Origin of the sequence: Shewanella holmiensis, assembly GCF_025370255.1 — a bacterium.
Taxonomy (GTDB): domain Bacteria; phylum Pseudomonadota; class Gammaproteobacteria; order Enterobacterales; family Shewanellaceae; genus Shewanella; species Shewanella holmiensis.
Genome location: NZ_JAMTCD010000027.1, coordinates 17,898 through 33,425 on the forward strand (window position 1 = coordinate 17,898; position 15,528 = coordinate 33,425).

The window sequence follows — 15,528 nt, forward strand, 5'->3', positions numbered from 1 at the left end:
TAAACTGTTACAATCTACTCGACAAAAATCACAGTGTTTTACTTAACGGCCTAGACACCCTAATAGAGACAATAAGATGCGACAACTCATTTATATACTCATTTTTTGTTTAGGGACAACTTCATCATTTGTTGAAGCAAAAAACGACACTCATTGGTCATTAGAGCGACGAACCCCATTTAACCAAAAAATTCAAACCACTGAGAAAATCCATTATAACGCCTTAACGTCTGCCCAAAAAAACTGGCGTATTTGTGCACTCGTCCCCCACCTTAAAGATGCTTATTGGATAGGCATCGATTATGGATTGGTGTCACATGCCAACCAATTAGGGATTAATCTTGAGTTATTTGAAGCTGGCAGTTATTACCGCAAAGATAAGCAACTAAAGCAACTCGAACACTGTTTAACAGAGCCGTTTGATGCAATTTTACTTGGCACTGTCAGCCCTGATTTACTTAAGCATTATAAAGGACTAATCAATAAACCAATTATTGCCTTAGTCAATCAGCTTAATAGCCCTATCATAAATACTCGCGTTGGCGTGAATTGGTATCAAATGGGCTGGATTGCAGGCAATTTTATTAGCCAAGCACAACCAAAGCCCCCAACAGATAAATCGGTTAAAGTAGCACTATTAACTGGCCCGGAAGGTGTGGGCGGTAGCAGTTGGGTTGAGCTTGGTATTCTTGATGCCATAGCTAACAGTCCGGTAGAAGTGTCCTCTATCCGCCACACAGATAATAACCGCAACCTTTACCGTGACCAATTACATCACTTACTCAATGATCATATTCCCGATTATATTTTAGGAAGTGCGGTGGCCATTGAGGCAGCAATAGGATCTTTACAGCATAAACAATTAACTGAGCAGGTAAAATTAGTCAGTAGCTATTTATCTCCCGCCACGTTACGCGGACTGTATCGAAATAAAGTGGCTTTTAGCACAGATGATCAAGTGGTGTTACAAGGTAAGTTAGCCATTGATGTGGTAGTAAAAGAGCTTGAAGGAGCAGCGCCCTTCGGTGACATAGGCCCGCAAATACAAAAGCTATCACAAGGTAAGGTGTCCTTTAAAGCACTTGAGAATAGCTTGGCCCCTGCTGACTTTTATCCAGTCTATCGTGTCGTCTCGCCTAGTCTTCAACCTTAGTGGCAAACAAATAACCTTCACCGTGGACGGTAACAAATAAATCTGCCTGAAGCTTATTGCGTAAACGGCGGATAATCACGTCTATGGTTCTGTCATTGACATCTTCATTCCGATGACTTGTTTGCTGCATTAAACGTTCGCGAGATAACACCTGTTGTGGGTGTAAAGCAAAAGCCGTCAGTAGCTCAAATTCCGCTTTGGTGAGTTTAATCACTTCATCACCGCGAGATAACTTACGGCTATTCAGTTCTAAAACATATTGGTCGAAAACAATTAAGTCGTCACATTTTTCAAATTGCTCTACCACTTCCTGCTGGGCTTTTTTTACTAACGAAATCCGCCAAAGCAAGTTTTTAACCCTAACGAGTAACTCTCTTAGTTCAAACGGTTTAGTGACATAATCATCGGCGCCCATTTCAAGGCCAACAATTTTATCTATGGTTTCATCTCTACCAGTAACCAAAATAATACCGACATCTGAACGGCTACGAAGATCACGGGCTAAACTTAAGCCATCAACACCGGGCAAATTCACATCTAGCATCACTAAATCTATATGTTGTTTAGCAAACTGTTGCCACATTTCTTCACCATCTGCGGCCTCAAGTACCCGATAACCTTCACGCTCAAAGTATCCTTTTAGCCGTGCACGTATTACCGCCTCATCATCAACTACGAGTACAGTACTTGCTAACCCAGTATGTGCCATTTCATTTTCCAGATAGAGTGAAATCGATACCCGTTATTATTCATAATTTTTCATATTTGCCTATAAAGATATCAAAGGAATGAGTAGCTGGTAGCAAAAAAAGCCTAAAAAAATGGACCTGAATATCACTAAGGGAGTGACGTTTCAGATCCACTAACAATATTTACCGCGAAGCGGCTATTGCAGGTTAGAAACTTTTGTTAATACCGACAACGAAGCGATCATCAAAAATTTCAGTTTGGGTACCATACACTTTATGATCAGAATCAACTGTGCTGCCATGATAACGCACGTCAAAATTAATCCCTGCATAGGCTTTACTGACACCAAGGTTCCAGTGTCCCCAACCTTCTGCCCCCTCGCCATCTAAATCTTGGTAACCGACACTGCCTGACACTTTCCAGCCACTGTCGAATTGATAACTTGGGTGTACTGCGTAGTTCACACCTTGCCAGCCATCAACACCAAACCAGTCATCAACCGTTGGTGTCACTTCTAGTTGCACGTTGGCACGGCCAAACTGCTTGCCCACTTTAATCCATAATTCAGTGTAGTTTGAATAAGAGGCACCCGGATAAAGGTAAGAAAAGACCATCACGTCATAGGTAATGCCGCTTTCGCCGAACTCGCCAGCTTTACCAATATATGGTGCGGTTACAATTTCTAAATTAGGATCGGCAAACTTAATATTAGAAGCAAAAACACCAGTATACCAACCATCATCGTTAGCCCAGCCTAAGGTGCCTTGTACCACAGGAACGTCGCCGTCCATCGTTTCAGATTCACCACGAAAAACATAATCAGATGCAAAAGTCATGTTACCGCTGATTTTACCGCCAAATACGTCGGCATCATCTGCGGCAAACGCAAATGGCACAGCTGATAAAAGCATGCTGCCAAGTAAAACCGATTGAGTCAGTTGATGTATTTTGTTCATAATTATCACCCTATGTTTACCACTTATTATTGATAGGATGACTATAGGGAAAACTTATGAATGGCTATTGTGCTTGATATGAATTGATAAAAAATGAATATGAAAAATTATGAACACAAAGGTTAATTCACTTGCAGAGGTATGAGTGCAGCCCTGTTAACGCTCACTTTGGCGAGTGTTTAGGAGCTGACAGATTTGTTGCCAAAGTTGACGTTTTTCATCACCATTTTGCATCACATCATTAAGCGGAGCGGTAACCAGCCAGGCGACCCGTGGGCGACGTTTGGTTTTACGCATATCCCAAACAACCTGTGGGCCTTTGTGGATTTCACAGTCAAAATCACACTCATCTAGCGTCACATTAACCAGCCCAAGTACCTGTTCAATAAACGACTGCGCCGACAAGTCAGCATCTATATCATGCAATACTAAAAAAGGTTTACCCGGCTTGTCGGCACTGCGCCAACGAGTAATGTTCATTGCATCAAGAAACGCTGATTTTTCCATGTTCACTGTCTAAAAACCCATTGTGCGTTAAGAATATCAGGTTAGCGGGGATGAGGGAAAGCCAATGTCATAATCCTAACTCCCTTGCCCATGTTTACAACATTGGCTTAAATGCTATTAACCAATTGCAATGGAATGAGTTAACCGTTGTTGTGTGTCATAACGAGGTGAGCTTAGTCAAAAATGGGGGATGCGTTCAACACTCAGCGTACAAATTACCCGCTGCATTTCTAAATATTCCAAACCTGCAACCTGCAACCTGCAACCTGCAACCTGCAACCTGCAACCTGCTTTACAATCAGCATAAAGATGGCAATAAAATTTTCCCATAAAAAAAGTCATGTTAATCAACATGACTTTTTAAGAGGCAATATGTCAGGTTAACCCTGGCATAGGTCAAACCGGTTAAATGAATAGTCCAAAGGTTTGATTAATTTTTTGGTGCTCTTGGTTTGCCCATTGAAAATATTCTTGCTCGGTTAATTCGCTAGCGGCATCTTTATCGATAAGAATAATTGCATTTTCATGCATTTGTAAGGCTGACGCTGGACACATAGCCGTTACAGGACCGGTGATCATTTGCTTAACCGCAGCGGCTTTATTCTTGCCCGTTGCCATAAGTAATACATAACGTGCATCAAGAATAGTTGCTATCCCCATGGTCATTGCCATAGTTGGTTGATATTCGTCTTTTTTAAATAAACGACTGTTATCTTGTAACGTTTGCTTGGTTAAGGTTTTAATTCGAGTACGCGACGCTAAGCTTGAAGTCGGTTCGTTAAAACCGATATGGCCATTTGCACCAATACCTAAAATTTGTAAATCTACGCCACCCGCATTTTTAATTTGTTCTTCGTATGCAAGACCTTGCACGCGAGGATTTTGATCATTACGACAAGTTGGTAAATATGTCTTTTCTTGATCAATATTGACATGATCAAACAAATTTTGTTTCATGAAAGTACGATAGCTTTGTGGATTTTCTGCTTCAATATTATGATATTCATCAAGATTAAATGTAGTCACATTTTCAAAGCTTAATTGGCCTTTTTGATGATATTCCACTAACTGCTTATACAAACTAATTGGCGTACTACCCGTTGCAAGACCTAAAACAGGATTTGTTTTTTGTTTGATGACTTCTGCAACCCATTGAGCTGCACCGCTCGCAACTTGCTCTGCATTTTCTAAAATAATAATTTGCATAAATATCCCAATAAAAAAACAATAATGAACGTTAATCAAAGACCCACGCATATTAGCATAAATTTAAACGGCAAAAAGCTCTGCATTGCCCACCCATGCTGGTGAAATTAATTCAACTAGGTAATTTTTTGCTTAAAAGACTTATTAAGTATCTGCTTAATGAACAAAGATCCCGACAGCAATTTTTAACCCTGCTGAAGATTTACCATTGGCGTGAGTAATCAACCAATTCCCGGAGAATTAGCTTAAAACGCCCGCGATATGGGCGCTGATAACTCCGGTGACACTCATTGGCAAAGAAAGACACATCCCAAATAGATGATGGTTACTTTATAACTAAACTGAAAATTAATCACTAATTAGCGCTTAATTTATCTCTCAATTTGAGTGGTTTGATTTAATGATAATGCATTGAAGTGAAAATCAGAAAACAGATATTTTGGGATTACTGAGTCAACTTTAGCGCCTTTCCCCCCAAAAAATGGTCATGCCACTGGGACTCTGCTTACACATATATACTCAATTCTATAAGTGGTATTAAGCCCTGTTACCCATGACATTAAACAACACAACAACGCTAAGCTCCCCCCGCCAATGACAAAAACTGGCTATGTTAATCTGTTATTGGCATGTACATCCTTAAAGCAGCGGATGATGTGCAATAACTAAATCACCTTTGTTACCCTGTTCAGTTGATTTCTCGTTTTTGATGGCAAATTGTTGGAGATTTTTATAAGAAAGAAACTTTTTGATTTTAAGGGAGGGTTACACTGGAGCAGCGACACCCGATAGTGAGTGTATTGGAAAGAGTCGCAGCGGTAAGGCAACGAAAATTCATTTGGTCGTGGATTGTGGTGGATTACCATTCTAATTCGAGATATCAGAAAGCCAGAGAAAATGATATTGCGCGTGCCGAGAGTCTTGTTGACCACCTTAGGGAGGGAACGTATTTATCGCTGATAAAGGATATGACAACGACGCTTTAAGGGCATATGTTTAAGCAAAAGGTGGGGAAACCGTTATACCAAAGCGAAATTATGGACAAGATATCGACAAAGAAAGTATGGATTGGTGCTTCTACAAGTATCGACATCTGGTTGACAATGCTTTCAGGAGGATTAATTACTTACTTTAATATCAACAATATATAATAAAATAACAAGAAATTAAGCCAGTATAGTATCACTGGCGTTTACTATAATGTGGCTGTGGCTGCCGATGCATTGCTGAGTAAAATGTGCACAGCAAAGTTCAACACGCCCCTAGGTTGTCCGAATTCAGTTGACCAGGTCATAACATAGTCGAGAATAATTAAAGGTAACATAGCGCACAGTTTTCGTGGAATGGCAACGAAGACTATTTGAACTCAACTAAGACATTATTTTTATAAAAATGGCTTGAAAACAATCTATATTATTGATTAATAATCTTAAAATATTGTCTTCGTTTTTGTATGGTTATCTAAATCAAGCTCATTACTCTTGAAAATATCGGGCAAATATAACCAACAAGTCTGGGTCACACATATTAGTGAGTTTTTTGATATCTAAACAGGTAATTGAACCGTAACTCGTTTCAATGATTTGCTGATCTCTTAGTTCTCCTAACAGTTTTGACCAGTGCTGGCGGCTGCAGCCTGTTACGCTTGATAAATCTGCCATTGAAATTGGTAAGGTGTTTTTTCCTTTATGAGATAAAACAGAAAAAGTGACGGTTAAATAGATAAGCAATGTGTCATGCTTTCCTACCTTATTAGCAACAACCCAGAATTCTCTGGTTGCACTTAACGACATTTGTGAACGATTGATAAAGAAATCAAACAGTGCCATAGAGCTAGAGCAAAGTTGGTAAACCGATTTCTGGGGATAGATGGTTAATTCAGTGTCACAGAGTGCTTCATAGAGAATTTCAACATCTTCAAAATCATACCAAGTGTAGTTAGGGACCAATATTTGATGGTCGCTCCAAATGAACATGGTGACGAAATCACCACTTTTTCTGACTAGAGATTCTTTTATAAATCCGTCGTCGATAAACAGCATGCCTACTGATTTATCTAGCGGAAAAAGTTCGCCTTTTTTTAATGTTCTTTTGAGTACATTACCATTAAGTGCAGAAATAATTTCCTGTTCAACCCCTGCATATGCAAGTGTCTTCTCTATCTTTTTGATTTTTAACTGTTTCATTTGGACCAATCCAGCCAAGCGTTTAAATTAAATGCTTTTTACAACCGATGTAGATTAGCCGTTTTTCGATGGCGATTCCCTCTAATGTGTCACAAATCATAGTTTTGTAACGAATCATTATTCGATTTCTAAATGTGTGATTCTCAGATTGACTCTTTGTAAAGTACTTACCATTTGTAAGGTTATTAATGGTTTAAGCTTGGTTTAGTTTGTTAACGATTCCATTTGAATGTTTTCATTCAAAACTATTCAAGGTGCCACAATGAAGCATTGTAAATTTTATTCACGCTTATTAAGTCTATTGCTATTCAGTAGCAGTATTTTGGCTGTCCAAGCCACCCCATGGGACGACCTTAGCGGTGAACAATTAGAACAACAATTAGTAGACAAGTTCGCTGAAGGTAAGTATTCCCCTAAAGGCGCTGATAACTGTTTGACTTGTCACCGCAAAAACGAAACCGTCATGGCGTTATTTAGTGGCGTGCACGGTAACATTGCCAGCAGTGACTCACCTATGGCAGGCCTGCAATGTGAAGCTTGTCATGGCCCGCAAGGTCAGCATAATCGCGGCGGTAAAGAGCCGATGATTGCGTTTGGTGCCGACAGCAAATTGTCTGCCCCAACCCAAAACACCGTTTGCCAAGGCTGTCATAACGACCCTGAGCAAATGGCATGGCATACCAGCACCCATAATCTAGAAGAAATTGCCTGTGCCGATTGTCACACCATTCATGCCGCTACTGACCCCACGTTAGATAAGTTGTCGGTGAATGACACCTGTACTTCATGCCACACCCAAGAAAAAGCTGACATGAACAAGCGCTCATCACACCCAATGAAATGGGACCAAATGACCTGTATTGATTGTCATGCACCGCACGGTTCAATGAGTGAAAGCGCCCTAGTTAAGCCAACCGTTAACGATACCTGTTATAGCTGTCACGCTGAAAAACGCGGCCCATTCCTATGGGAGCACGCACCGGTTACCGAAAGCTGTGTGTCATGTCATAACCCACACGGCAGCGTCAACGACAACTTATTAGATAACCGCGCACCGCAGTTATGTCAGCAATGTCACGCCGCAGATGGTCACGCAAGTCGCGTGGTACCAGAGCCCGGAATGGATGCCTTTGGTGGTGGAAAAAGTTGCCTTAACTGTCATAGCCAAATTCATGGTTCTAATCACCCAGCTGGCAGTCTGCTGCAACGCTAATGGAGAGCAAGATTATGTCATTTAAATTGAATCTTATTACCTTGTCACTGCTGGCGGTATCCACCTCTGGCATGGCGGCTAACTTCGGTGTCGGTCAAGCCAATACCACTGCGGTTGATACCCAGAAATACGAATGTAAACGCTGTACCAATGTTACCGGTTATCGCGGTGAAGTGAGTGTTGCTGCTGGGTATAACGACGTCAGTGATATTCACGCCGGTAATGCGTTAGGCACAGCCAAAGACGGCGGTATTGCAGCGGTGAGTGGTGATGTTCACTACCAAGGCGAGTCAGGTTACCAAGCTCGCATTCAAGCCCATCAGTTAGGCATGGATAATGGCTTTGCTCATCTATCAGGTGGTAAAGCAGGCTTATATGAATTCAGCCTTGATTATGATGCGATTAAAACCTACAAAGCCGGTGATGTGGAAAGTGGCCTGTGGCACAACGATGGCATGCTCACGCCATCTGACAGCATCAACATCTTTGATTTAGCCCAGCGCCGTGAAAAAATTGGCTTAGGGTTTGACTATGGTCAGGACTTTTATGGCGTCTTTGTGAACTACAGCCAAGAAGATAAAACCGGTCATAAATCAGCAAGCCTTGTGTCGCCTAGCCCGATTAATTTTGGTCTACCAACCGATGCAACCACCAAGCAGTTTGATGCTGGGATTAACTTTTCTGGGCAAAACTGGCTTACTGAGCTGAGCTATTTTGGCAGTGTCTATGAAAACCACATCGACCACTTAAGCCTACCTTATGCCAATGATGTGTACTCAGCAGACCCAGATAACCAAGCCCACCAAGTGGCATTATCGGGTCAGTACAATATCGGTCGCACCTTTATGAATGGTCGCATCGTCACGGGGCGCATGATTCAAGATGACAACCTGATTCAAATGACCGGCAACCCGTTACAAAACTGGGACGGCCAAGTCGACACCTTAGATGGTCGCTTTGCGCTGACCTCAATGGTCACTAACCGTTTTCGTATCGGCGGTAGTGTTGATTACAGCAAGCGTGACAATAAAAGCTCAACCGCTGAGTTTGCGCAATACAACTTCAATAGCTTAACTGGAGCCTTTAGACAAAATACCCCACAAGATATTGAGCGTAACACATATAAAATCAATGCAAGTTACCGCATCGCCAGTGGTTACCGCTTACAAGCCGGTTACGACCGCAAAGACGTAGAGCGTACCTTCAGTGACCGCGAGCAAACCAATGATGACAACCTATGGTTAAAGTTCAATGTGCGTGCGCTAGACAAGGTTAATTTTAACCTGAAAGCCGAGCATGCCAATCGCAGTGGCTCTGACTATGAAGTTAATGAGCTGACCTCATCTGAAAACAACGCCCTACTGCGTAAATACTACTTAGCCGACAGAACCCGCAACGCAGTTGAATTAAAGGTGAACTACAGCCCTATCAACTGGATGAGCCTCGACATCAGCACCCGTTATGCCCAAGACGAGTATGACGATACCCAAATCGGTCTCACTGAGTCAGAAGATTACGGTTACGACGCCAATCTTAACATCGCCTTTAATCAGCATATTGACGGTTATGTGTTTGCCGGTCAGCAATGGATTAACTCCAATCAAGCAGGCAGCCAAAGCTTTGGCCCAGCGGATTGGATGGCTGACGTTGAAGATGAGTTTATCAACTTAGGCGCAGGCGCAAGCTATAGCGGTTTACTGCAAGACAAGCTCACCTTGGGCGTTGATTACCTATTCAGTAACTCCGTCAGTAACACGGATGTGACAGCCGCGACCACAAATCCGTATGGGGATTATTACTCATACAACCACAGTGCCAGCATGTACGCCGATTACGCGCTGAATGAGCAAATGGCACTGAAATTAACTTACCGCTATGAACGCTATTTCGATACCGATGCAGCCAACGTAGGGGTCAATGATATTCCGGGGATGATTACTCTGGGTGATATCAACCATAACTACAACGCGCACCAAGTGATGTTGTCGTTTACCTACCAATTGCGCTAAGACGTATCGTTAAAGCTACGAGAGGAAATATCAATGGAACGTAGAAGTTTTTTAAAAGCGAGTGCAGCACTTGGCTGCGCAGCAACGGTTACCGGTTGTAAAACCAGTTCAGATGAGCCAAATAAAGTCCCGCCAGTTGCACCTGTCGATGAGGTGATGGATTGGAACTTCTGTACCGGCAACTGTGCATCAATGTGTCCACTTAAAGTGTATTCAAAAGATGGCATCATGACTCGGGTTGAAACCGAAAATGATGATGACGTGATTGATGGTGAGAATGGCCAAGTGCAGTCGCGCGCTTGTCCTCGTGGCCGCGCTGCCCGTCAGCGTGTTTATGCGCCTGAACGCTTGAAGTATCCGATGAAACGGGTTGGTAAGCGTGGCAGCGGTCAATGGCAAAGGATCAGTTGGGACGAAGCGCTTACTACCCTTGCCGATAAAATTCAATACACTATCAATGAGTATGGTAATGAAGCGATTCACTTCACCCAAGCAACAGGGGGTGGGTTTATTTCTGCCGGCAATGATGGCAAAGGGGGTTTTGCCTATCCACTACCGCACTCAATGAGACTGTTCCATCTTCTTGGCGGTTTTACGGCAACTCAGGGTGGATACAGTGCGGCACAGCTCAGATGGGCGGGTCTTGCAACTGACGGTGTGATGCGCGGTAGTTCGTATGACCAAATGGCAAAAAGTGACTTTATTTTAGCCTTTAGTAGCAACCCCCGTGAATGTCAAATGGCGGGTGGCGGCAACAGTTACGCTTGGACTCGTTACACCGCAGGCAAAGAGCTGTGGATTGTGGACCCTAAGTATACCGATAGTGCTTTGGGGATCGAAACCGAGTGGCTGCCTATTCGCCCAGGCACAGATACCGCAATGATTGAAGCCGTGATTCATGAGTTAGATGAAAATGGCTGGATTGATGAAGACTTTGTTCGTGAGCATTGTATGGGTTGGACGCAAGATACTATGCTTGACGAGATACAAGATGAAGAACCTTATAGGGATTATATCAGGGGTCTTAACGACGGCATTCCTAAAACGCCAGCGCGCGCAGCCAAAATTACAGGTATTCCAGAAGAGACCATTAAACGATTAGCTAGAAAGCTGCATGAAGCACAGCGACCATTCATTCTGCAAGGTCTTGGACTTAATCGTTCAAAAGTCGGTGAGCAGGCTGTACGTGCGGTGATGATTTTGCCTTGGTTAATTGGCAAAATTGGCAAAGAGGGTACCAGTAATGGTGGTTTTTGTGGTGTATATAGACCGGACGCAGTGCCAGTCGCCACCAGCCCTAACTTTTTATTGGAAAACAAAGTTAAACAGATGGTCCAAAGTTCAAACATTGCATTAGCGGTTGATTTGGGTACTGAGTTTAATGGCAAAGAGCATGGCTTGTTCGAGCAATTGGAAAAGCAAGCCTTTATGACGGGCAACCGTACCCCAGATAAAAGCTTAGCAATGCCGATTAAGTTCATTTGGAGTGCTTGTGGTAATAGTTTGGTTAACCAAACCCAAGGTGCTGAATATAGCGAGAGGGTTTATAGCGATGAATCCAAGTGTGAATTTATTGCCGCTTTTGATATTTTCCATACTCCGACCACACGCTGGTGTGATCTTATCCTGCCAGCCCAAATGGATGTTGAGCAGAATGATGTTGGTTTTGCCCAAACTGAAAATACCATCACGCCTATGTCGGCAACGTCTTCAATAACACCAGCGTTTGAGGCTAAAACCGCATGGGACATGCACTGCGAGTTGGCTAAAAAATTGGGCATATGGGATGAATATACCGAAGGTAAAACTGACGAAGAGTGGAAGAGGCAACTATGGGAAGAAAGATATTCTCATCATGATGACGGCTCTGGAGAATTCCCGCATTACGATGAGATTCTAGAAATTAAACATAAGCGTTTCTATCGTCCAGGAACCAAACTCGTCCACAAAGATTTACTGCCAGGGACAAAGTTTAATACCCCAAGTGGCAAGGTTGAAATCTATTCAATGACCTTACGTGAGATGGCACTGGCGACAACCCAGCCTGATCCCAAGGATAAAATGCCTGCGACACCGCAGTATTTCACGCCTCATGAAGGTTATGAAGATGAAGACACCAAACATGACTATCCATATCAGTTTGTGACGTCTCACGACAAGCGTCGTACGCACTCGCTGAATCATAACAACATCTGGTTGGCTGAAGCGATGCAATCTGCAGTTTGGATGAACCCGCTCGATGCCCAAAAATTAGGGTTGTCAGATGAACAAATTGTCATTGTTGAATCAATGAGTGGCAAGATTGCCGCTCGACTAAAAGTAACCCCTAGAATTTTACCGGGTGTACTCCAGAAAGCACAGGGTTCATGGCGACAGTTGAACGATAACGGGATTGATATTGGCGGGTGTGTAAACACCTTGCTTGGTCCGTTTTATTCGCCATTTGTGAAATCAATGTGCTCACACACATGTCGTGTGAAAATTTCTGCAGCGCCAGCCAGCATTGTGCTGGATAAGTACCAAGACTGATTTATAAGGGGAGATTTATCAAATGAATAGTACAAAACAATATGGTTTTTACGTTGATACTTCAACGTGCAGTGGCTGCAAAACGTGCATGATCGCTTGTAAAGACAGAAATGATATGGATCTAGGCATTCTCTGGCGTCGCGTGTACGAGTATGCGGGGGGCGGGTTCGTCGAAAATGGTGATGACACTTATACGCAAAATGTTTATGCGTATAACGTTTCGGTTGGTTGTAATCATTGTTCAGAACCTGTGTGTGTTAAGGCGTGTCCTACTGGTGCTATGCATAAGCGTCGCAGTGACGGATTCGTTCTGGTTGAACAGAGCATGTGTATTGGTTGTGAGAGCTGTGCACGGGCTTGCCCATATGATGCACCACAATTGGATGCAGCTAGAAAAGTGATGACCAAATGTGATGGTTGTTATGACAGAGTTGAAAAAGGACTTAAACCTATTTGTGTTGATTCATGTACCCATAGGGCACTGGAGTTTGGCTTAATTGAGGACTTGAGAGCCAAGTATGGCGACAATGCCGATGTTAAACCGCTGCCTGATTCCGGCATTACCTCGCCTAACTGGGTCGTTAAAGCACATAAAAATGAAAACCAAGGCGCTAGAATTATTAATGTTCGCGAGATCTAATTAAGCGTGATATGTGGAAATATGCGTCAGCTTAATTGGCGCTATTTCTATGTAGCCCTCTGTGTATCAGTTGATGGTAAGTCAATTGATGCATCAGAGGGTTTTATTGGGTAATTGAAGTAAACAACAATTATTGTTGTCAATGAAAGTGTCATTGCTGCCAGACGTGCTGAGCAAAATGATGCTTATTGAATAGGTGGAAATGGTCACATGGTTACAAAAACAGATTATCAACTTGCAGCCGCAGTATGCCGTATCTTGAATCGTATTTATTATGAAGCACCAACAGAAAGCATTCTTAGCGAATTAACTCAGCAAGATATTCTAGACTGTTGGCCGACATTTAATCGCTCAAATGAAGCGCCGATAGAACAGTTAAAAGACAGCTTAAAGCACGAAAGTCTACAGGACGTGAGTGTCGACTATCATCGTCTTTTCGTCGGCCCCGGAGAGCTAGAGGCTTACCCTTGGGGATCGGTTTATACCGAAAAAGGCAACTATTTGTTTGGCGAAACCTCGTTGGCTTTTAAGGCGTTTTGCCAACAAAACCAGATCGAATTTACCCTAGAGTCAAATCAGCCGGTTGATCATATTGGTTTGATATTGGGTGCGCTCGGCGTTCTGTTTGACAATGCTGCGGAGCATGGAAACAGTCTGCCTATAGAAACACTACTAAAGGAACACTTACTGCCTTGGAGTGGTAATTTCCTCTCTGCCATCGAGGCAAAAGCACAAACAGATTACTACAGAAGCTTTGGGCGACTGACTGCCATCTTGCTTGATGACTGGCGTGAACTCTTATCAATCGAACCCGTTGAACGAAAACTCTACATGTAACCTCAACTGCGGATGATAAAGGCAGAACAAACAGCTCTTTGCAGCGCTAATAGTGTTGAATTTACTTACAATAGGCCAGCTATTAACGCGTAAATTAGCCTTGTTATCAGCACAAGGTTAAAGTTTGACTGTAAGGATTTGCAGCTAGGTTGATTATTCGGTTGGTGCCTAGGCATGTATAGGCAAAGAGGTAGAGGACTAAAATGAGTTTATTTCGATCCATCGGGCGACAATGGGATAAATCAGCATTTGCCGATAAAATAGCGAAAAAGCTTCAATCCCATCGTGAAATTTGTGCTTTGTTTGTCGGGGCAACGTCTATCGAAACCGTTGCTAATTTAGTCTCAGCCTTTACTTATGATGAAGCCCAAAAGCCATTAGAACAAAATCTTAATGATGCCATGATGCTGCAGTTATTATTCGATAGCTTTCGGCAGCTTATCGGCAAGCAAATTGATTTGGGAGAGCTTTCTCAAGCAGAACATTTGATTGTCCAAGCAACAAAGGTATACGCTGATATTGTTGAGTTAGAGGAAGATTCTGAAGCATTGACAAGGGTTGTGGAGCAAGTCCGCAGCTTGAGTAAGCAACTGGAGGCTTTACAGAAATATCAGCGAAACCAGCATCGAAGTATGGTGGTAAATAGATATTAGATTTAGTATTGCTCGTATTTACTTATCGCAGAAAAAATATCATTTGTGAGCTTACAAAATCAGCAGGATTAAGTGAGTACAACAAGTCATCAATTAAAATAGCGGATAAATTTGATGGTACTGATTTGGCCTGTGGGTCCTTAAATAGATATAAACGCCCCACTTCAACAACATCAACTAACTGGTATCCAAAGCGAGCTAAAACCTGATCAATAACTTTACCATCAAGGCTCATTGCGATTGCCTTTAACCAGAATCGCATTTAACCATTTTTCATCTTGCCGATCAGGTCTTGCATCAGCGGTTATCCATGTTTTAACCATATGCAAACGGGTATGTTTAATAAACATAGTCAGTCTGGATTCATCTGCGTTGGTAAAGTAACGCCCTCCTCGCTCAACATCATCATTGCCATATTTAAAGGAACAATAAAGATAACCACCGTCTTTTAAGTTTTTAGACAAGTTTGTAAATGCAGCAGGCAATGCGTTACTGGCAACGTGCAATAATGAAGCACAAGCCCAAATGCCATCGGCTAACTTTTCTGTTCTGAAGTGCTCAAACGTATTAAGTTCAACATCTAGACCCGTTAACGCTGAAGCCTTCTCCACCAAACGCTCACTGGCATCAAAAGCACTGACTGCAAACCCGTGCTGTAGAAAATACAAACTATCTCTACCACTGCCACACCCAGCATCAATAATATGCCCTGAGGGGGCTAATAAAGGTAAAAACAAGTCATACAAAGGTGACAAATCGACTGCGACGGTATCGTTATAAAATGATTCCGCATTGACGTTATAAAAGCTAGTTTTCATAAGGTTGGATTAAATAAGCAATATCTACAGATTATCATAAACAATAATGTTGGGTGGAGCATTTAATTACTGGCGAGCCTATTTGTTGATGACACATAGTATTAAAAAATCGAAGTCAAATCATAACCTTC

Annotated in this window: 15 protein-coding genes and 1 pseudogene; 9 read left to right on the top strand and 7 right to left on the bottom strand. The window is 42.5% G+C overall.

The features are described from left to right. Window positions 1-76 precede the first annotated feature (76 nt). On the top strand, window positions 77-1,153 hold the full coding sequence (gene torT / locus NE535_RS16200) for a TMAO reductase system periplasmic protein TorT (RefSeq protein ID WP_261299641.1): 1,077 nt from the start codon (window positions 77-79) through the stop codon (window positions 1,151-1,153). Here torT and torR read toward each other — a convergent pair. From torR to NE535_RS16215, 3 genes are all read right to left on the bottom strand, one after another. Then, on the bottom strand, window positions 1,137-1,862 hold the full coding sequence (gene torR, locus NE535_RS16205; RefSeq protein ID WP_261299642.1) for a two-component system response regulator TorR: 726 nt from the start codon (window positions 1,860-1,862) through the stop codon (window positions 1,137-1,139). The two genes, torT and torR, sit on opposite strands and share 17 nt — an antisense overlap. A gap of 187 nt (window positions 1,863-2,049) precedes the next feature. Beyond that, entirely contained in the window at window positions 2,050-2,799 is a 750-nt protein-coding gene (locus NE535_RS16210) for a TorF family putative porin (protein WP_261299643.1), read from the bottom strand. Window positions 2,800-2,955: 156 nt separating this feature from the next. Next, window positions 2,956-3,306 (bottom strand): DNA polymerase III subunit psi, encoded by a 351-nt coding sequence (locus NE535_RS16215; protein ID WP_261299644.1) that lies wholly within the window; start codon window positions 3,304-3,306, stop codon window positions 2,956-2,958. 50 nt (window positions 3,307-3,356) lie between these two features. Here NE535_RS16215 and NE535_RS16220 point away from each other — a divergent pair, with 50 nt between their 5' ends. Then, window positions 3,357-3,638, top strand: coding sequence for a hypothetical protein (locus NE535_RS16220; protein ID WP_261299645.1), 282 nt, complete (start codon window positions 3,357-3,359; stop codon window positions 3,636-3,638). Between the two features lie 73 nt (window positions 3,639-3,711). Here NE535_RS16220 and nagB read toward each other — a convergent pair whose 3' ends face one another. Further along, on the bottom strand, window positions 3,712-4,512 hold the full coding sequence (gene nagB / locus NE535_RS16225) for a glucosamine-6-phosphate deaminase (RefSeq protein WP_261299646.1): 801 nt from the start codon (window positions 4,510-4,512) through the stop codon (window positions 3,712-3,714). 772 nt (window positions 4,513-5,284) lie between these two features. On the opposite strand from nagB, the pseudogene NE535_RS16230 reads away from it, so the two are divergent. Next, window positions 5,285-5,682: pseudogene (locus tag NE535_RS16230) on the top strand (transposase); the annotation flags it as partial. Between the two features lie 305 nt (window positions 5,683-5,987). Here the strand turns inward: NE535_RS16230 and NE535_RS16235 are convergent. Then, on the bottom strand, window positions 5,988-6,698 hold the full coding sequence (locus NE535_RS16235) for a Crp/Fnr family transcriptional regulator (protein WP_261299647.1): 711 nt from the start codon (window positions 6,696-6,698) through the stop codon (window positions 5,988-5,990). 262 nt (window positions 6,699-6,960) lie between these two features. Here NE535_RS16235 and NE535_RS16240 point away from each other — a divergent pair, with 262 nt between their 5' ends. The 6 genes from NE535_RS16240 to NE535_RS16265 all read left to right on the top strand — a co-directional run bounded on the left by NE535_RS16240 (window position 6,961) and on the right by NE535_RS16265 (window position 14,579). Next, complete coding sequence (locus tag NE535_RS16240; protein ID WP_261299648.1) at window positions 6,961-7,911, top strand: DmsE family decaheme c-type cytochrome; 951 nt, start codon at window positions 6,961-6,963, stop codon at window positions 7,909-7,911. Between the two features lie 14 nt (window positions 7,912-7,925). Then, window positions 7,926-9,920, top strand: coding sequence for an MtrB/PioB family decaheme-associated outer membrane protein (locus NE535_RS16245; protein ID WP_261299649.1), 1,995 nt, complete (start codon window positions 7,926-7,928; stop codon window positions 9,918-9,920). 33 nt (window positions 9,921-9,953) lie between these two features. Further along, window positions 9,954-12,449: a molybdopterin-dependent oxidoreductase gene (locus NE535_RS16250; protein ID WP_261299650.1), complete on the top strand. Its 2,496-nt coding sequence runs from the start codon at window positions 9,954-9,956 to the stop codon at window positions 12,447-12,449. A 22-nt stretch (window positions 12,450-12,471) separates the two neighbouring features. Further along, window positions 12,472-13,089 (top strand): DMSO/selenate family reductase complex B subunit, encoded by a 618-nt coding sequence (locus NE535_RS16255; protein ID WP_261299651.1) that lies wholly within the window; start codon window positions 12,472-12,474, stop codon window positions 13,087-13,089. A gap of 210 nt (window positions 13,090-13,299) precedes the next feature. Beyond that, window positions 13,300-13,926: a TorD/DmsD family molecular chaperone gene (locus tag NE535_RS16260; RefSeq protein WP_261299652.1), complete on the top strand. Its 627-nt coding sequence runs from the start codon at window positions 13,300-13,302 to the stop codon at window positions 13,924-13,926. A 203-nt stretch (window positions 13,927-14,129) separates the two neighbouring features. Further along, on the top strand, window positions 14,130-14,579 hold the full coding sequence (locus NE535_RS16265; RefSeq protein ID WP_261299653.1) for a hypothetical protein: 450 nt from the start codon (window positions 14,130-14,132) through the stop codon (window positions 14,577-14,579). Between the two features lie 22 nt (window positions 14,580-14,601). On the opposite strand, the gene NE535_RS16270 is transcribed toward NE535_RS16265, so the two are convergent. Together NE535_RS16270 and NE535_RS16275 are read right to left on the bottom strand one after the other, a co-directional pair. After that, complete coding sequence (locus NE535_RS16270) at window positions 14,602-14,814, bottom strand: hypothetical protein (protein WP_261299654.1); 213 nt, start codon at window positions 14,812-14,814, stop codon at window positions 14,602-14,604. After that, entirely contained in the window at window positions 14,804-15,397 is a 594-nt protein-coding gene (locus tag NE535_RS16275; protein ID WP_261299655.1) for a class I SAM-dependent methyltransferase, read from the bottom strand. The genes NE535_RS16270 and NE535_RS16275 overlap by 11 nt, the downstream gene beginning before the upstream one ends. Between the last annotated feature and the right edge of the window lie 131 nt (window positions 15,398-15,528).